Annotated in this window: 17 protein-coding genes and 1 riboswitch; of the genes, 6 read left to right on the top strand and 11 right to left on the bottom strand. The window is 51.4% G+C overall.

Annotated elements, in window-relative coordinates; translation table 11 throughout:
* The first annotated feature begins 102 nt into the window (after positions 1 to 102).
* Positions 103 to 969 carry a helix-turn-helix transcriptional regulator gene (locus BMX45_RS03465; protein WP_090908504.1) on the top strand — a complete coding sequence of 289 codons (867 nt, stop codon included), beginning with the start codon at positions 103 to 105 and terminating at the stop codon, positions 967 to 969.
* A 31-nt stretch (positions 970 to 1,000) separates the two neighbouring features.
* Here BMX45_RS03465 and BMX45_RS03460 read toward each other — a convergent pair whose 3' ends face one another.
* The 3 genes from BMX45_RS03460 to BMX45_RS03450 all read right to left on the bottom strand — a co-directional run bounded on the left by BMX45_RS03460 (position 1,001) and on the right by BMX45_RS03450 (position 4,097).
* A complete protein-coding gene (locus BMX45_RS03460) occupies positions 1,001 to 1,795 on the bottom strand; it encodes an SDR family NAD(P)-dependent oxidoreductase (protein WP_015736011.1) in 795 nt (264 codons plus the stop codon).
* A 120-nt stretch (positions 1,796 to 1,915) separates the two neighbouring features.
* The gene (locus BMX45_RS03455; RefSeq protein WP_090908503.1) at positions 1,916 to 2,761 is read right to left on the bottom strand and encodes an aldo/keto reductase; all 846 of its coding nucleotides are present in this window, start codon (positions 2,759 to 2,761) and stop codon (positions 1,916 to 1,918) included.
* Between the two features lie 112 nt (positions 2,762 to 2,873).
* A complete protein-coding gene (locus BMX45_RS03450; protein ID WP_090908502.1) occupies positions 2,874 to 4,097 on the bottom strand; it encodes an MFS transporter in 1,224 nt (407 codons plus the stop codon).
* 193 nt (positions 4,098 to 4,290) lie between these two features.
* Here BMX45_RS03450 and BMX45_RS03445 point away from each other — a divergent pair, with 193 nt between their 5' ends.
* Positions 4,291 to 4,689 (top strand): winged helix-turn-helix transcriptional regulator, encoded by a 399-nt coding sequence (locus BMX45_RS03445; protein ID WP_090908501.1) that lies wholly within the window; start codon positions 4,291 to 4,293, stop codon positions 4,687 to 4,689.
* Positions 4,690 to 5,001: 312 nt separating this feature from the next.
* Here the strand turns inward: BMX45_RS03445 and BMX45_RS31565 are convergent, their stop codons facing one another.
* Positions 5,002 to 5,214, bottom strand: coding sequence for a hypothetical protein (locus BMX45_RS31565; protein ID WP_217648105.1), 213 nt, complete (start codon positions 5,212 to 5,214; stop codon positions 5,002 to 5,004).
* Here BMX45_RS31565 and BMX45_RS31560 point away from each other — a divergent pair.
* A complete protein-coding gene (locus tag BMX45_RS31560) occupies positions 5,213 to 5,596 on the top strand; it encodes a dihydrofolate reductase family protein (RefSeq protein ID WP_217648104.1) in 384 nt (127 codons plus the stop codon). The genes BMX45_RS31565 and BMX45_RS31560 overlap by 2 nt on opposite strands.
* 158 nt (positions 5,597 to 5,754) lie before the next feature.
* Here the strand turns inward: BMX45_RS31560 and BMX45_RS03435 are convergent, their stop codons facing one another.
* The 4 genes from BMX45_RS03435 to BMX45_RS03420 all read right to left on the bottom strand — a co-directional run bounded on the left by BMX45_RS03435 (position 5,755) and on the right by BMX45_RS03420 (position 10,685).
* Positions 5,755 to 6,753 carry an ABC transporter substrate-binding protein gene (locus tag BMX45_RS03435; RefSeq protein ID WP_090908500.1) on the bottom strand — a complete coding sequence of 333 codons (999 nt, stop codon included), beginning with the start codon at positions 6,751 to 6,753 and terminating at the stop codon, positions 5,755 to 5,757.
* Between the two features lie 35 nt (positions 6,754 to 6,788).
* A complete protein-coding gene (locus tag BMX45_RS03430) occupies positions 6,789 to 8,504 on the bottom strand; it encodes an ABC transporter ATP-binding protein (RefSeq protein ID WP_090908499.1) in 1,716 nt (571 codons plus the stop codon).
* Between the two features lie 90 nt (positions 8,505 to 8,594).
* Positions 8,595 to 9,629, bottom strand: coding sequence for a FecCD family ABC transporter permease (locus BMX45_RS03425; RefSeq protein WP_090908498.1), 1,035 nt, complete (start codon positions 9,627 to 9,629; stop codon positions 8,595 to 8,597).
* On the bottom strand, positions 9,630 to 10,685 hold the full coding sequence (locus BMX45_RS03420) for a FecCD family ABC transporter permease (protein ID WP_090908497.1): 1,056 nt from the start codon (positions 10,683 to 10,685) through the stop codon (positions 9,630 to 9,632).
* Between the two features lie 231 nt (positions 10,686 to 10,916).
* Positions 10,917 to 10,977: riboswitch (Fluoride riboswitch) on the top strand.
* A gap of 72 nt (positions 10,978 to 11,049) precedes the next feature.
* Here BMX45_RS03420 and BMX45_RS03415 point away from each other — a divergent pair.
* A complete protein-coding gene (locus tag BMX45_RS03415) occupies positions 11,050 to 12,375 on the top strand; it encodes a voltage-gated chloride channel family protein (RefSeq protein ID WP_090908496.1) in 1,326 nt (441 codons plus the stop codon).
* 16 nt (positions 12,376 to 12,391) lie between these two features.
* Here BMX45_RS03415 and BMX45_RS03410 read toward each other — a convergent pair whose 3' ends face one another.
* From BMX45_RS03410 to BMX45_RS03400, 3 genes are read right to left on the bottom strand one after another with little or no spacing between them, the layout of a single operon-like run.
* Positions 12,392 to 13,075, bottom strand: a complete 684-nt coding sequence (locus tag BMX45_RS03410; RefSeq protein ID WP_090908495.1) for a hypothetical protein — start codon at positions 13,073 to 13,075, stop codon at positions 12,392 to 12,394.
* Entirely contained in the window at positions 13,072 to 13,962 is an 891-nt protein-coding gene (locus BMX45_RS03405; protein ID WP_090908494.1) for an ABC transporter ATP-binding protein, read from the bottom strand. The genes BMX45_RS03410 and BMX45_RS03405 overlap by 4 nt, the downstream gene beginning before the upstream one ends.
* Entirely contained in the window at positions 13,962 to 14,330 is a 369-nt protein-coding gene (locus BMX45_RS03400; RefSeq protein ID WP_009591066.1) for a GntR family transcriptional regulator, read from the bottom strand. Before BMX45_RS03400 ends, BMX45_RS03405 begins: the two co-directional genes overlap by 1 nt.
* Positions 14,331 to 14,558: 228 nt before the next feature.
* On the opposite strand from BMX45_RS03400, the gene BMX45_RS03395 reads away from it, so the two are divergent.
* Positions 14,559 to 15,692, top strand: coding sequence for a phosphodiester glycosidase family protein (locus BMX45_RS03395; protein ID WP_090908493.1), 1,134 nt, complete (start codon positions 14,559 to 14,561; stop codon positions 15,690 to 15,692).
* Positions 15,693 to 15,884: 192 nt separating this feature from the next.
* The gene (locus BMX45_RS03390) at positions 15,885 to 18,020 is read left to right on the top strand and encodes a restriction endonuclease fold toxin (RefSeq protein ID WP_254777932.1); all 2,136 of its coding nucleotides are present in this window, start codon (positions 15,885 to 15,887) and stop codon (positions 18,018 to 18,020) included.
* Positions 18,021 to 18,031 lie beyond the last annotated feature (11 nt).

Below are 18,031 nucleotides of genomic sequence, written 5' to 3'. Positions count from 1 at the left end.
CAACATCTTTTTATCCGATTACAACATCATGATAGATTGAATCCGGAGCAACAAAACGATTATGATGGAGAAAAGCTAGTTGAGAAGGAGGACCGGCCGGTGATGATCTTCCAGTTTACGGCTCCGCCATTGCCGCATTATATGATTTGCGGAGAAGATACCTACCAGGAGGGAGACCGACATCCGGATCGATATAACATCGGTGTCTTTGATCTGATTCTCGTAACCAGAGGGGAGTTATTCCTGAAAGAGAACGGAGTATCTTACAGTGTAAAGGCCGGATATCACTTGATTCTAAGACCCGATGCCGCACACCGTACGTACCTGCCCTGTCAAAAGGAAACCCATTTTTATTGGCTGCATTTTCAGACGGTCGGACCGTGGATTGAAGCGGAGGAGCGGATCCCTTTTGCCTTATCGCAATCGGACCACCCTTATGTGCAGTTCGATAATTTCTCATTCTATATTCCCAAACACGGAGAACTGTCTTCGAAAGAGCAGGCCGGACGTCTGATTGAACAGCTGCAGCTGCTTCAGCAATCGCCATCTTCCGCGGCACGCTGGAAACAGCAGCAGCTGATGCATGAGCTGCTGCTGCTGTTCCAAGCCGAAGAAGAAGGAATTCAGCAGCAGCATCCTCATTATGCCATTGCCGAACGAACGGCCAACTATTTAAGAGCACATTACAAAGAGCCGGTCAGCTACCAGCAATTGTCCGATGCCATGCACTTTCACCAGAATTATATTTCCATTTGCATGAAAAAAACGTTCGGCTGCACGCCCCTGGAGTTTCTGACGCGGCATCGGATCGAGCAAGCAAAACGCTTGCTGATCCACACCAACGAGCCGATTGGACGCATAGCCGAGGAATCCGGGTTCGGCTCGTTTCCGTATTTCATTCGCTGCTTTGTTCGCTATACCGGGTTTAAACCCAACTCTTTCAGGCTAAAGTACCGTTCATCCCGATAGCATGTCATCGATGCGTTAGGCCATGGCTTGCTCAGAATACGCTTCGTACCAAGCCGCCGTCAATCCGGAGTGCCGAACCGTTGATCGCGGAGGATTTGGGACTGCTCAGGTAGGCGACGAAATCGGCAATTTCCTCCGGACGAATCAGCCGCTGAATAATGGAAGTCGGCCGATTTTCCTTCATAAACCGCTGTTCGGCTTCTTCGATGGTAAGATTCTCATCGGGATACAGCGTATCCAGCATCGTTTCGACGCCTTCCGTAAGGGTGGAGCCGGGCATGACGGTATTCACCGTGACGCGGGTTCCTGTCGTCAATTCGGCCAAGCTCCGGGAAAGGGACAGTTGCATCGTCTTGGTTGCGCTGTAATGCGCCATCTCCTGGGAAGGCATGACGGCTGCTTCGCTCGCGATAAAAATAATTCGGCCTTCATTGCGGCTGATCATGTTCTGCAAATAGTGTCTGGTTAAACGGACGCCGCTCATTATATTCGTCTCGAAGAACCTGAACCATTCTGCATCCGATATATCGAAAAATTCGGCAGGCTCGAAGATGCCTAAATTGTTGATTAGAATATCAACGACCGGGGCGGCTTCCCTGACCTGATGGCAGCCCTCCTCGGTTCCGAGATCCGCCACGGCATAACGCAGCTCGGCATCCGGATGGACGGCGCGAATGTCATGGATCGTCTGCTTCACCTTATCCTCGTGTCTTCCATTGATAATGACGGACGCTCCTTCGGCTGCCAGCGACATGGCGATCGCTTTGCCGATGCCCGATGTCGAGCCTGTGACCAATGCGACTTTACCCTGTAAATCCAAGTTCATGATCCTCGCTCCTTTTCGTTATGTAGGAATGGACCCTCCCGATTCCCACCAGGCTGGAGAAAGCTCAGGAGAGTCGCATTATTCATTACACTTATATGCTTGCGGTAAACGCCGATTTTTTTAGAAATCAAAATTGTCCGGGTCCGGTCCCACTCGGTGATCCTGATTCAAGCTGTCGATGCGCTGCATATCCTCCAAGGACAATTCAAAATCAAATAGATCGGAGTTCTCGATGATCCGATGCTCTTTGGTCGATTTCGGAATCGTCACCACGCCGTTCTGCAAATCCCAACGAAGTATGATCTGCGCGATGGATTTATGATGTTTCTTCGCGATGATCTGAAGGTCCTCCTGATCCAGCAACTGGCCCTGCATTAATGGAGACCAAGCTTCTAGCTGAATACCATTCGCCTGGCAGTACGCCTGCAATTCTTTTTGCGTTAATCGGGGATGATATTCCACCTGGTTCACCATCGGTTTGATGTCGGTTTCCTTCGTTAACTTCTCCAGATGATGGATTTGGAAATTGCTCACGCCGATGGCTTTCACGCGTCCTTGCTTGTACAACGTTTCGAGCGCCTTCCACGCCTCTATATATTTCCCTTCAACCGGCCAGTGTATAAGGTACAAGTCCAAATACTCCAATCCCAGCTTTCGCAAGCTTTCCTCATAAGCCTTCAAAGTCGATTCATAACCCAGGTCGGCATTCCATACCTTGGATGTGACGAACAGATCTTCTCTTTTTAATCCGGCAGCTGCCAAGCCTTCGCGAATGCCCTGCCCGACACCTTCTTCATTGCCGTATATGGCGGCGGTGTCCACGCTCCGATAGCCGTGCTGAATGGCCGTACGAACGGCATTCACCAGCTCCGGTCCTTCTTCAACTTTAAATACGCCTAGTCCAAACCAAGGCATGTTGACGCCATTATATAAAGTGGTTGTATCTTGTAAGTGTTTTGCTGTCATGTTGATAAACCTCCGAATTTTTTTGGGATTGTGAATAAAATTGATGTATCTATTGTGCAGTATCTCCCATGATCCGCTCCGCCATCACCTCCCTTCATCCTAAAATGTTGTTTCATGCCGCTGGCATATCCGGCTTATCCGATATCTCCGGATTTTTCGAATCCTTTCGTTCCAGCTTCAAGCTCCAACCGGTGAGCACGACCGCACCGGCCACCATCAGGGCTCCGATCCATGCCGTATGAATCAGGCCCATGGAATTCGTGATCAAGCCGCCTAGAAAAGCGCCGATGGCGATACCGGCATTAAATGCGGCAATGTTCAGCGCGGACGCCATATTCACGGCTCCGGGCGCAAAGCGCTCAGCCAGCATCACAACGTAAACCTGCAAACCCGGCACGTTCATGAACGCCAGGAATCCCATAAGAATAATCGTTATGAGTCCCGCCGTTTGAAACGGTGCGGTAAACGTAAGTGTAACCAGCACCAAGGCTTGGGCTATAAACATGTAGAGCAGGGCTTTCAGCGGGTTGCGATTGGCCGCCTTTCCGCCGATCACGTTACCGACTGCAATGGCTATCCCATAGACAAGCAGGATGACGGCCACCGTATTTTCGTTGAAGCCTGTTATATCCTGAAGCAATGGGGATAAATAAGTGAAGACAACAAAGGTCCCGCCATAACCGAGAGCCGTAATCAGGAGCATGAGCAGCAGTCTTCCGTTTGTCATCAATTTAGCCTGGTCGCGGAATGAAGTGCGTTCTCCTTTTGGCAGATCCGAAGGGACCAGGATACTATTCGCAATCAGCGCAACGATGCCGACCGCCACTATTGCGACAAAAGCAAGCCTCCAACCCATTTGCTGACCGATAAACGTTCCGAGCGGAACGCCGGTGACCGTGGCTACGGTAAGGCCCGTGAACATAATGGAGATCGCCGATGCCCTGCGGTTCTCAGGCACCACGCTTGCGGCGATAATCGAGCCGATCGACATGAATACGCCATGTGAAAAGGCCGACAGGACCCGTGCTCCAAGCAGGACGCCAATGGAAGCTGAGCTCGCTGCCAAGCTGTTACCGATAATAAAAATGATCATAATCCAGAGCAGCAAAGTCTTCCTGGACATTCTGGATGTGAGCGACGTTAGAATCGGCGCACCGAAGGTAACGCCCAACGCATACATCGACACGGTTAATCCGGCTGTCGTCACGGAAATATTCATATCCTCCGCAATCAACGGCAGCAGCCCTACGCTGATGAATTCCGTGGTGCCGATGGCGAAGGCACTGACGGCAAGCGCTATAAGCGCAAGCAAACTTCTTTTTTTATCTATAATCATGATGTTCCTATTTTCCCCCTATCCTATTCTCTTGCTTGTATATAGTAAAAATATGACGTATGGTTTAATTCAGCCGGCAAATGCTAATATGATTCATATCATCATTTGTGTGAAGAACGTACTTTTTTGTAATGTAGGTACCTGACAGTACCCTAGGCACTTTTTAGTGCCTATCAAGAATAGGAGGCTCCCTATGCAAACGAAGAAATACAACATAGCTGTCGAAGCAACATTGGAAGTAATCGGGGGCAAGTGGAAATGCGTGATCCTCTGCCATCTGACCCATGGCCGTAAACGAACCAACGAGCTGAAGCGCCTCATGCCGCACATCACCCAAAAAATGCTGACGCAGCAGCTGCGAGAGCTGGAGGAAGATGGCGTAATCAATCGCATTATTCATAATCAAGTGCCGCCTAAAGTGGAATATGAGCTCAGCGATTACGGCAGAAGTTTAATCGGAATTCTGGATATGCTCTGTGCATGGGGCGAAAAACATATCACGAAAGTATACGGGGACAAATTCAGCGTGCTTGAGGACAGCATCCTGAACGATAAGCTGAAAGCCGTGGACGAGCCGGCGGATGCACGCTAAATCCAGATCGCATGCCGCGATTTTAACGTGATTATGTGATTGAACCAGCTTCAAGGTGAATCTTCTTTTCTCCGTAACAGTAATAAACAAGGGCAAGGACCGCCTGCGCGGACCTTGCCCTTGTTACATCCTGCGTCTCTGTTTTTTTGTTGTCACCTTGAATTTAGCAAATGATAATAAATTTAATCATAACGCGGGTGCTATGCTGATCCTGGAAAACCGTTTTCTGGTACAACGGAAAGCTTTCCATAAAGATAATTCAGATGAAAGGTGTACCGATCTATGTCACAAGTTATCGCTGAAATGTCGATGTCATTGGACGGATTTATCACAGGTCCGAACCATAGCGCCTGCTTGCCCCTTGGCAAAGGCGGCGAGCGGCTTCATGAATGGATTTATGAACTCGCCAGCTGGCGCGAAATGCATGGCCTGACCGGAGGCCAGTTTAACCAGGACGCGGAGCTGATAGCCGAATCCAATCGCAGAACCGGAGCTGTCGTTCTTGGCCGCACGATGTTTGATCATGGACAACCTTTTTGGGGAGATACGCCCCCTTTTCATATGCCGGTATATACTGACTCATGAAGAACGACAAGCAGAATCGAAGGATCGCGGTACGACGTATACCTTTGTCACGGATGGGATCGAACGAGCATTGGAGCAAGCAAAAGCTGCGGCGGGGAGCAAAGACGTCAAAATCGCCGGAGGCGCCAACGTCATACAACAATATATGCGAGCAGGCCTGCTGGATGAGCTCCTGATCACGCTGGTGCCGATCCTTCTAGGCAACGGACAGAAATTATTCGAACATCTCCCCTCCGATATCGAATTCGCTCGTACAACCGTCATCGAATCTCCCAGTGTAACGCATCTAAGGTACCGTCTTATTCACCACGCCAAGGCATGATGGTTCCTGCATGGCTTGCGTTTCGTCATTTCCACGGCCAATGCAAATGGCAGCCCCCCCCTTCATCAGGGTCTGCCATTTCGCTGCTTCATGAAGAGAGAATCAACATCATCTCCATGCCGCCCGCATTTCTATCCGGGGAGCACCGATACCGCGGTTTATTTCGTTTTCTCCTTCTCTTTTTGGCTGATGATCATGTCCGTCACTTCCTCGGCCTGAGCCAGGACCGCAATGGGATCAAACGGCCAGAATCGCTTGGCATCCAGATAAAACACGCGATCCTGCTTCACCGCTTCAATCGAAGTCCACACCTTATCCTTCTTATCCATCTCGGCCCCGTTGGACTCATCAAAGAAAATATAATCGCCTGCATAATCTTTGAGCACCTCCAAGGAAACCTCCTTGTAAGTCACGTTGGCATCAATCAATTCCTTTTGGATCGTTGCCGGAGGCGTTAGCTGAAGTTCCTTATAGATGGCCAAGCCCCCCCGATAAATGCCGTCACCGTATAGGTAGAAGGTTTTGCCGAATGCGCCGAAGATCGAGAACGTCTCACCTTCTTCCAATACACCGTTCACTTTTGTGCGCAGCGCTTCAATTTTCTCATCAAAACCGGCAAGCCATTCTTTTGCTTCTTCTTCCTTGCCAAGGATTGCGCCGAGCCCCTCTACTTCTTCGTGCACGCCTCGATAGGTTTCATAAGGAAGAATGACGGTCGGTGCGATTTTGGACAATTTCTCGTATAGCTCCGGGTCCGAGTTCGCGCTGATAATCAGATCGGGGTTCAGTTCCACTATCTTCTCCGCGGAGCTTTCCCCTGTGTTCTCTATGCCATCGATCAGGTCCTGGATATGGACGTTCTCAAGATCCTTCGCCGTAGCGCCTACCGGCTTTTCTCCGAGCAGCAGCAGCGTTGGCAAGTAGGCATCCACTACAATTCGCTGAGGAGCCGTCGGAATTTCGATGTCTCCGTTAACTGTCGGCACCTTTTTGGTTGTTGGGGCTGGGGCTTCAGTCTTCGAAGTATCCGTCCTTGTTGCTGTTTCGCCTGAGGAACCGGCATGATTGGCTGTATTTCCATTTGCGCCGCATGCCGAGATGAAGATCGAGCATAAGACAAGCATGGTGAGCATAACGCGTAATTTTGACTTGAACATATTTTTACATCCTCCTAAGTATGGTGTTGGTTGAATCAAGCCCCGAATTGAGCTCGATGCAAACGGCTGTATATGCCGTGCGCCGCGAGCAGATCCTCATGGGCTCCTTGTTCGGCGATGCCTTTGTCCGCAACGACCACGATGCGATCCGCATTCTTGATGGTTGCGAGCCGGTGGGCAATCACCAGCGTCGTTCGTCCTTCCGAGAGCTCGGCAAGCGCCTGTTGAATCGCCGCTTCGGTTTCCGCATCGAGCGCTGACGTCGCCTCGTCGAGAATGAGGATCGGCGGGTTCTTGAGGAACATCCGGGCTATCGACAGTCGCTGCTTCTGTCCACCGGACAGCTTCACGCCCCGCTCGCCAATCAAGGTGTCCAGCCCATCCGGAAGCGAAGCAACCAGCTCTTCTAGCTGGGCACGGCCCAACGCTTTCATGATGTCGCTGTCGTCAGCATCCAGCCTGCCATAGGCGATATTTTCGCGGATGCTGCCATCAAACAGGAACACGTCCTGCTGGACGATGCCAATATGGGAACGAAGGGATTGCAGCGTCATGTCGCGAATATCGATCCCGTCTATCGTAATCTTTCCGGCTTCCGTGTCATAGAAACGAGGCAGCAATGAGCACAACGTGGTCTTGCCCGCTCCGGACGGCCCCACAAGCGCGACGGTTTCGCCTGCGCGAATGGACATATGGACATCCTCCAGGACGCGGTCTTTGTTCTCGTACCCGAAGGTTACGCCGTGAAAGGCAATGTCACCCCGTACATGTCCGACCGGCTTGGCACCCGGCATATCCGCGACGTCAGGTTCGCTTTCCAAAAGCTCCAAATATCGCTTAAAGCCGGCGATTCCCTTCGGATACATCTCAATGACCGCATTGATTTGTTTAATCGGACCGAGGAACACGTTAGACAGCATGACAAAAGCAATAAATTCCCCGTTGGTCATCCGGCCCTCAATCACGAACCAGGTGCCGCATACCAGCACGAACAGGGAGATGAATTTCATCAGGATAAAGCTGATCGACGAGTTCCAGGCCATGATGCGGTAAGCGATCAGCTTCGTCACGCGAAAGCGGTTGTTGTTCTCGGCGAAACGCGCGATTTCATGCTCCTCATTCGAGAAGGCTTGGACCACGCGGATCCCGCTGACGTTGTTCTCCACGCGTGCATTGTAATCGGCAATATCGGAGAACATGCGCTTGAACGCTGCCGACATTTTTCCGCTGAAATACAGCGATAAATAGATCATCAAAGGAACGATCACAAACGTCATCACGGCAAGCTGCCAGTTGATCCCGAGCATGATGCCCAGCGCTCCGGCAAGCGTCATGACGGCGATGAACAGGTCTTCCGGACCATGGTGGGCAATTTCGCCGATATCCATCAGGTCGTTGGTCATTCTCGAGACAAGATGTCCCGTCTTGTTGTTGTCAAAAAAACGGAAGGATTGCTTCTGAACCCGATCGAACAGCTTTTTGCGCATATCCGTTTCAATGTTGATGCCGAGTTTATGACCCCAATACGTGACCACGTAATGCAGGAAAGAACTGACAACATAAATGCCGAGAAGCCCAAGACAAGCGTATAAAATCCACTTCCAGTTCCCGCTTGGCAGCAAGTCGTCGATCACGCGGTTGACGGCTACCGGGAATATCAATTCCAGCAAAGCCGCAAAGATAGCGCAGCAAAAATCCAATATGAACAGCCCTTTGTAAGGCTTGTAATAGGAAAAAAATCGGCGCAGCATAAGGACCTCCTTAAATCCGTAATGACGTTGAAAAATGCCCAAGCCCCTTGCCGTCGCAAGTTTGCGCTAGATCCCTGCGATCCTGGGCAGCTAAGCTTTTGTCCTGGATAGCAGGTACAGGAAGTATGGAGCGCCAATCACGGCAACCACGATCCCGGTCGGAATCTCGGACGGTTGAATGATCCAGCGGCCCAAAGTGTCGGCAGTGATGACCAGCAAGGCACCGGCCAGCGCCGTTATCGGAAGCAGCATTTGATGCTTCGCACCGACCAAGCGCCTGGCCAGATGCGGCGCTATAAGCCCGACGAATCCGATGCCGCCGCTCACCGCGACGCAGGAGGCAGCCAATCCGACCGCCGCAGCCAGCAGCTTCAATTGCTCCCTTGTAACGGAGGCTCCCAGTCCGGTCGCCGTCGGCTCTCCAAGATTGAGAACGTTCATCACCTGCGCTTTGTACATCACGAAGGGCAGCAGCACAAGCATCCATGGGAGCAATGCCAGGACGAACTTCCAGCTCGAGCCCCAGATGCTGCCGGCTAGCCAGGTGGCAACAAACTGATATTTTTCCGGGCTTAAACGCAGCGTCAGCACGATCATTGCCGCACTGATGCCGGCCGCTACGGCGATTCCCGTCAACAGAAGGCCCGTCGGCTTAAAGCCCTGATTCTTCTTGTAAGCCAGTACGCATATCAATGCGGCGGTGCCGCCCGCTCCAATCAGGGCGAGTACCGGCAACAGAAAGACCGGGGCCGCGGCCGTGCTCGGAAAAAATGAAATGAACAGCATAACCATTAATCCGGCCCCCGCATTGATCCCCAAAATGCCGGGGTCCGCCAGCTCATTACGGGAAATGCCCTGCATAACGCAGCCGGATACCGCCAATCCGGCACCAATCAGAAGCGAAATGACGATCCGCGGCAAGCGGAATTCGAACAGCACCAGCTCCTGTTTGTCCGTCCCGCTGCCAAACAGGGTTTTTATGACCTCAAGCGGCGATAAGCGAATGACCCCCGTGTTCATGCTAATGAGAAACACCAGTATGATTAGTACGCCCAGGATAGACAGCGTCATGATCTTGCGCTTCCTGCCTTTACGCTCGTGAATGGTATGGGTAACGGCATCCATCTACAGCTCCCTCCTTTCTTTGCGTGCCAAGTAAAGGAAGAAGGGCACACCGATCAGTGCGATGATCGAGCCCACAGGCGTCTCGTATGGGGGATTCACCATTCTTGCCGCCAGGTCGGCTATGACGACCAGCAAGCTTCCCAGTACGGCCGAACAGGGAATGATGAGCCGGTAGTCGACGCCGACAAGCTTCCGGGTAAGGTGCGGAATCATCAGGCCGACGAAGCCTACCGCACCGACAACCGAGACGGCAGCCCCCGCCAGCACCAGCACGATTACCGTTCCGCCCAGCTTGACAAGTCCCGTTCGCTGACCGAGTCCCTTGGCGATATCGTCGCCGAGGCTGAGCATGGTAATGGAACGCGACAATGCAATAGCGCCCAATATAGCAGCAGCTATCCAAGGCAGCATAATTTTCAAATGAACCCACTTAATCCCGGCCGTACCGCCGGCATACCAGAACGCCATGTCCTGTCCGACCTGAAAATACAATGCGACGCCTTCGCTGAGCGCACTTAGCAGAGCGCTCAGCGCCGCACCCGCCAGAACGAGGCGAACCGGTGTAAGACCGCCTTTTGCCATGGAACTGACTCCGTACACGAGCACGGCACCCAGGCCAGCCCCCAGGAACGAGAACAGAATCAGGTACATATACGGCAATCCCGGAAAAAATGCAAAGCAGATCGCAATGACAAATCCCGCTCCCGCATTTAATCCGAGCAGACCCGAATCAGCGAGCGGATTTCGGGTCATCCCCTGCATAATCGCACCCGATACGGCAAAGCAGGCTCCCACCATCGCTCCGCCGAGGACCCTCGGCAGCCGAAGCTCCTGAATAATCTGATGCTCCGTCACATCGGGATTAAAGAAGAACACCGCTTCCCATACATTTCGCAGATCAATGTCGGCAGCGCCGAGCGATATGGATAAAGCTATGCCAAGCACCAATGCTGCCACGCCCCCGGTAAGAATCAGGGTCGCAGCCCATGGGCGTCCTTTGATATTGGCGTGGGTCTTTTCATCCGTAAAACTTGGATTGGACGTGTTTGATGACATCATTTTCCCCTCAATTTTATGATATTGATTATCATTATCATTGGTAACTATAAAATAGACACCTTTCTTCGTCCATGGACAATTTGAATTTCTCCTTGGAAAAAAGTCCATGCCCAAGTCAAGCACTTTTTTCCAGCCTCATTTCGCAGTCATCTGGCTTAACTGTTCCATTAGACCTCAATTTCGATGTCTGTTGACATGTAAGCAGACAGTCCATTACAATAAATTCTAATTGAATGAGGCGATGGAGTTCGCCATAACCGCTTCCATAGCTAATGACTCCTACCAGAGGTCGCTTTCCTGGTAGGAGTCTGTTTGTGTATGGAGGGTTTAGCGGCGAATCTATAGAAACGGGTGAGCTTGCATGATGAAAAAGTGGTTTGAAGGCGCCGAGAAATGGTCATTGGCCTTGTTGTCCGGTTACTTCGTCAAATGGGTCGTTCTGGGAGGCTTCGTGGGGTTGATGACTGGCAGTGCCTCTGCCTTCTTTCTCTACAGTCTGGACTACGTGACCTCCCTACGCATGGGAAATCCATGGCTGTTATACCTCCTTCCCTTGGGAGGCGCCGCAGTCAGCTTCCTTTATTACAAGTTCGGCAAGAGCAGTGCCAAGGGAAATAATCTCATTCTGGAACAAATTCATGACGGAACCGAAACCATTCCATTGAGAATGGCGCCGTTAGTGCTGATTGGCACGTTAATTACCCATCTATTCGGGGGGTCAGCAGGCCGGGAAGGCACTGCCGTTCAGATGGGGGGAAGCCTGTCGGAGTGGTTCGGCAAACTTATCCGCGTAACGCCGGCGGATCGAAAAATACTGCTGATCTGCGGAATCAGCGGCGGTTTCGGATCGATCTTCGGCACGCCGCTGGCCGGCACGCTGTTCGGGCTTGAAGTCCTTGCCATCGGGCTGGTTTCGCATCAGGCTCTCCTGCCTGCATTCGCTGCCAGTATGGTCGGAAATCTGACCGCTACCTCTTTTTGGGGCATCAGCCATTTGCATTATCCGATCGGAGATATTCCGGCACTGGGTATTATGGTGATTATGAAGGTCGTCTTGGCCTCATTGCTATTCGGTCTGACAAGCCGGCTGTTCAGTGAGCTAACCCATTCGCTCAAGCGGTGGTACGGTTATGTTTTTCACAATCCGATGATCAGAAGCGCTGCAGGAGGCGTCATCATCATTGGGCTGGTCTACCTGCTCGGAACCCGCGATTATCTGGGGCTGGGCATCCCGCTGATTGAAGCGGCTTTCGCTGGCGAAGTTTCGCCTTTTGCTTTTCTGGGCAAAATTATCTTTACCTCGCTGACGCTTGGAGCAGGGTTCCAGGGAGGCGAAGTCACCCCCTTGTTTGCCATCGGGGCAACGCTGGGCAGCGCATTGTCGGAGTGGATCGGATTGCATGCCCCTTTCCTGGCTGCTTTAGGTTTCATCGCGGTATTCTGCGGAGCGACAAACACCCCGATAGCTTGCTTTATTATGGGAATCGAGCTGTTCGGCGGTGAAGGCGCGGTGTATATGTTTATGGCCTGCGTCATCAGCTACCTCTTTTCCGGTCACTCCGGCATATACACATCGCAACTTATAGGCACTTCCAAACATCCGCAGCTCTCGTACCCGCCGGGCACGACCCTTGCCGGATCGAAAGCGTTGAACAAACGGAAAAACAACAAAAAGACGTCCGAGTAATCGGACGTCTTTTGCCTTACACCGAGCTTTTACGAATCGAGCGGTAGCTGACGAGTGCTAGGATAACCGAGATGGGAATAAGCCACAGGGACAGTTCAAAGGCTGTATGTTTGACAACCCATTCAATCACTTGCCCCCACCAGCCGTATTGGGTGACCAGAACGCTGGCTCCCGACAATAAGATGAAATAGAGCGCCATCATGACAAAGGTCTTCATGCCGCGATGACGAAGATAGAACACGCCGATTCCTATCCCGATAAAGGCAAAGGTAAGAAGCAATATGAAATAGATGATGAATTGTTCAAATAACGTGCCGTCATTCAAATACGGCAGTTTGAAGAACGATAACCGGTCTCCCCAAGAGCTCGTTAAGCTTTCTATTTCGGCTAATGCCAATAATATAATCGACGTTATGACGCTGTACGATACCACCATAAGAACAGAGCCCAGATAGAAGTCCGTTCTTCGAATGCTGAATCCGAGGGAGAAGGGAAACAGCTGCAGCACCGATACCAGAGCCGCGATAAACACATAGATAAAGATCGTTGCCAAACCCCCGGCATAGATCGCTTCACCATTAACCATTACGCTAATAATGTAATTGACCAGAAAGCTGAATGCCGTGATGGCCCAGGGCAAGTAAAACCAGGATAGTTTCTGTCTCGAATAAATATGGATTACGCCAGGAATTCCGTTCATGGTTGGACCCCCACCTTTTCGCGCTTAGTTAAATATACGATCAATTGTTGGAGGGAAACGGGGGTTGTTTCCAAGCCCAATTCCTCCGCCTCTTTTTGCAACTTCGTTGTCGCGCCTCCCATCACCGTGACGGACAACATGGAAGCGAACGATTCCCGATGTATCACTTCGTGCCCTTGAATAAACGATTCAACCGTTCCGGAAGGACCGACGATCTTAAACGCACGTCCCCGCAAATCATCCGTAGCATCGTCAAGCAAGATTCGGCCGGAATCAATGACGATAATATGCTCCAGCAGTCTGCTGACCTCGTCGATCAAATGCGTGGACAGAATAATCGTGCGCGGATGATTCGTGTAATCCTTGATCAGATGATCATAGAACAGCTCTCTGGCCACGGCGTCCAGTCCAAGATAAGGTTCGTCAAAGATTGTTACGGGCGCACGGCTGGCGAGTCCGACGATGATGCCTACCGATGAGAGCATTCCGCGGGACAATCTCTTTACCAGTCGTTTCATAGGCAGCCGGAATACCTCGATCAGTTTGTTCGCATATGCCGCATCCCAATTCGGATAAACGCTAGCGGCTATTCCCATAACGTCCTTGACCGTAAAGATATCCGGATATTTCTGGCCTTCCTTAATGAAGCATACCTGCCGGATCACCTTATGATTTTCGTATGGATGCTCTCCGAATACGCGAATCTCCCCTTGGCTCGGGAACAGCTGCGCCGTTATCATCTGCATGATGGTCGTTTTGCCCGCGCCGTTCCTGCCCAGCAATCCATAAATCTTATTCGCCTCGATGGTAAAGCTTACATTATCAACTACCGTCGTATCCTTGTATGCCTTGCTCAAATTCTTAACTTCGATCACGGTTTGGCTCATCAGTCTTGCTCCCCTCTGCGAATCATTTCCGACAATTGATCTTTGGTAATCCCAAGTTTGGCCGCTTCCTTAACCATGGCGACCACATACTGTTCATAAAACTCCGTCTTGCGCTTCTCCATCAGCAGTTCACGAGCTCCAGAAGCTACAAACATGCCAATCCCCCGTTTCTTGTACAAAATTCCTTGATCGACCAGCAGATTAACCCCTTTGGCAGCTGTAGCCGGATTGATCTGGTAAAAGGCTGCAAACTGATTCGTTGATGGAACCTGCGTTTCCTCAGGCAGTCGTGCTTCGATGATGTCGTCTTCGATTTTGTCGGCAATTTGCATGAATATCGGTCTGCTGTCATCAATTTGAAATGCCATTTACCTCACCATCTTTCGTTTATAACCTCGTTACATAATTGGTTAGTTACTCATGTAATTAACCATATAAGAGATGATCCTCTTTGTCAATGGGTGATCGGAGTTTTTTTTACAACGTCATGCCATGAACATGGACTTTTGTCCTAAACAAATAGTCCCTATAAGCCGATAAAATATAGGCACTACTACGCCCAACACAGAAAGAGACAAAGGAGCTTAAGAGGAAACATGAAAAGAATCATTGCAATCGTTGTACTGGCCATGCTGACGGTCATCACGCCGCTTTATGCCGCATCCGCCCCCAAAAATTTGGCTTACGTGGACAAGAACAGCCAGTCCTTCATCTCGGTCGGGGTACTCAAGACCTATGACGGTGTATCGGTAGCTTATACAGCTGCTGAGAAGAAACTCAACATCACACGAGACGATACAGCCCTCACGCTATACCTGGGCAGTCGAAATGCTTATGTAAACGGCAAAAAGGTGCAGGCAAAAGCGGCCCCATTCTCCGAGAACGGCTCCACGTATGTACCGCTGCAATTTGTCAGCCAGCATCTTGGCCTTAAGCTGTCCTGGGGCAATAACAGATCCACCCTGAACATTACGGACGGCAGCGTGTCAAACACCCTCCCCGTTCTTTCGGGGAACATGATGACCCGTTCATCCAAGGCCGTGACGTCGGCCAGAAAAACATTTAAAGTAGGCGCGCGTTCTTTCAGCGCCCAGGTCGTCACCGTTTCGCTGCTCCATCCGAAGGTGGAGCTGGACGTTGTTTTGGCAGGCAATAAAGCAGGCAAAGTCGAAGACTTGAGGAGCATAGCGAAGCGCAGCAATGCCGTGGTAGCCATCAACGGGACGTTCTTTGACGCCTATACTTCGGGAGCGTACAAGGCACCGTACGGTTATTTGGTCAGCAAAGGCAATATTTTTCACAAGGCCTCGGGAGATAACCGGACGATCTTCACCTATGACAGCAACAATCTGGCGACGTTGATGCCGGGACTCGACTTCAAATCCGTATATGAAACAGGCCGTATGGAAGGAGCACTTCAAGCGGGTCCGCGTCTGTTGACCAATGGCAAGGTGACGCTGGACGTCAAGAAGGAAGGATTCAAGGATCCGAAGATACTGACGGGCGGCGGTGCGCGAAGCGCGCTCGGCATCACGAAGGACCACAAGCTGATTTTGTTGACGACAGGCGGCGCTACCATTCCCCAACTGGCGGAAATCATGAAGCAGGCAGGTGCCTACCAAGCGATGAATCTAGATGGCGGGGCCTCCAGCGGATTGTATTATAACGGCTCTTACTTAACGACGCCAGGCCGTCAGATCAGCAATGCCATCGTCGTAAAATATAAATAATGACTCCTCTCCTCTGGTTAACCGGATCTTCCGCCGGCCGCCAGAGGAGTTTTATTTTTTGAGCAGCACTACCTCCGTCTCGAACCGCATATGCTGATCAATGAAATGTTTCACTATGAGGACCATTTGTGTAAATATATAGCAAACTGTCTATCGGGAGCCATAGGAAAGTTTGTGGTTGATTCAGCGGGGGTGAATTCCATTACATCGTCAATAGCGGTTATTCGGACGAGAGTCAGGGACACCATGGAGCGGATATACGGGGTCTTGAAGGAATGGATCGGAAATTATCCTATCCTTTCCAAGCTATATCACTTGTTTTCCTGGATTTCCTTGGCGGTGCTCGTTGTAAGTCTGGTTCTGATCGAAGAATCGCGTACCATGCTTATTCAATATTTATGGTCCTTCTACGTGCTGCTGCAATTTTGGCTGTTAAGCCGGAGCAAAACGGTCGCCTGGAAGCAGGTCAGCTTATTTGTTCTTTCGGGCGTTCTCTTGGTCATTCCCTTGACCAACGGGACCATGCAGGGGCTGCATATGATATTCGGAGGACGGACGACCGACACATGGTCATTTGCCGTCATGACCCCCATCATCGAGGAAATTTACAAGCTGCTGCCGCTGGCAGTATATTTGTTTTTTTCAAGAAGAGCCACTTCATTGAGCCTCGGCGATTACGTATTATTGGGCGCTGCTCCCGGCATTGGCTTTCAATTTATGGAGGAGCTGTCTAGACGGCTGGTCCAAAGCAATTACGGAGTTTCTTTTCTTGGCGGCAAAACGCTGCATTGGGAGTTCTTCGATTGGTTTCCCGGCTACTTCGAGGAAAGCTTTATTCCTACCATGATGAATGTTACGCATCCTGTACATAGTGCCATGATCGCGCTCGGCATCGGCCTCGCTTTTCGTTTCTCCAAACGCCTCACTCGCTGGGCCTATGCTTTTCCGGCGATCCTGCTGCTCTGGGCTGTCCTGAATCACGCAGCCTGGAATGGCCAGAATCGGCTCCCGGATTGGATACTTACCCTTCATGAGTGGACCGGGGAGGGCTACCGAACCGAAGGATTCTTCCTGACCCTGCTTGTTATCGGCTTGTTCATCGACTACTGGGACCTGCATCGAATACGCGACCGACTGCCTGTGCTTAAGGGGGAAGCCCTCATCAATCCGTTAACGGAGTTTTGGCAGATGACGCGGGCTTTGTTTACGGACCGGAAACGCCTGGGCTACTTGATCGGTTTCTACCGTGAGCGGCGCGAGCTCGGATACTCGCTGCTGTACGGCAATCTCGAAGCCGCAGGCCAAAGGGATCAGGTTCAGGACAATGTAAGAAAGTATTCTTCCGTTCTGGGAGCCATCGGAATCCTCATGCTAGCTGCCGGGATCCTATCCAACGTGGGTGATTTCATGACGGCAGCGGACTCCTCTTGCTTTGCGTGCCTGTTCGACTCCCTCCAGAATTGGTGGGATCGGCTTAGCGGCTGGGAACAAGCGGGAATCATATTGGGCGCCTTTGCCCTGTCCCTGCTGTTTGTCAGCTTCTGGCCGGCACTCGGCATTGCCATGACAGGTGCCGGCATTGCCGGAGGGGGACACGAAATCGCTGGATACATCCGCGATCCGAAGAAGCTGCTTTCTCCTCAGAATGCGGCCGCTGCCGTGTTAGCCGTGATGCTCAGCCGGATCCCGGTCGGCAAAGGCCTCTCGTGGCTGTCCAATAAACTGGGCCCGCGAGCAAGAAGATGGTTGGATTCGCTCACCGAAAAATTCGGCTCGAAGACGCGCGAAAAGCCGGATGGGCCCCATGAACAACCGCGAGAGAATCCACGGAAGCCTGACGATGACCATGAGCATAATAAGCCGGAACAAGACAAACCGAATCAAGATAAACCGGATAACGAAAAGCCCGATGAAGATAAGCCGAGTGACAAACCCGATAACGAAAAGCCGGACGAATCAAACGACACCCCCCAAGAGGCACCGAGATATTCCGGGGAGCTGCAGAAGGTCAACAAGCCGGACGCGGCCGCCGATGCGCTGGCGGAGCGGCTTGGCGGAGAATCAAGGATGAAGTTTGATTCCGATCCCATCGGCCGGGAATTCGACGCAATTAGCGATGAATACATCGCCCAGACCAAACCTGCCCTTCAGCAGGTGAACAAAAAGGTACGCGATCAAATGAAAGCGACCTTCGAAGCTGCCGAGCAAACCGGCAGAAAGGTCTATTATCATTTTGAAGGGGAGCCTGCCCAATCGGTTATTGACAAACTGCAAGAATACAGCCAAAGATATGGAATAGAAGTCCACATCGATACCGATCCATTATAACGACAAGGAGT

Source organism: Paenibacillus sp. cl141a, from assembly GCF_900109305.1.
In the GTDB taxonomy this organism is placed as follows: domain Bacteria; phylum Bacillota; class Bacilli; order Paenibacillales; family Paenibacillaceae; genus Paenibacillus_AQ; species Paenibacillus_AQ lautus_A.
The sequence above is the reverse complement of the archived record's forward strand: the minus strand, read 5'-3'. Positions and strand labels throughout refer to the sequence as shown.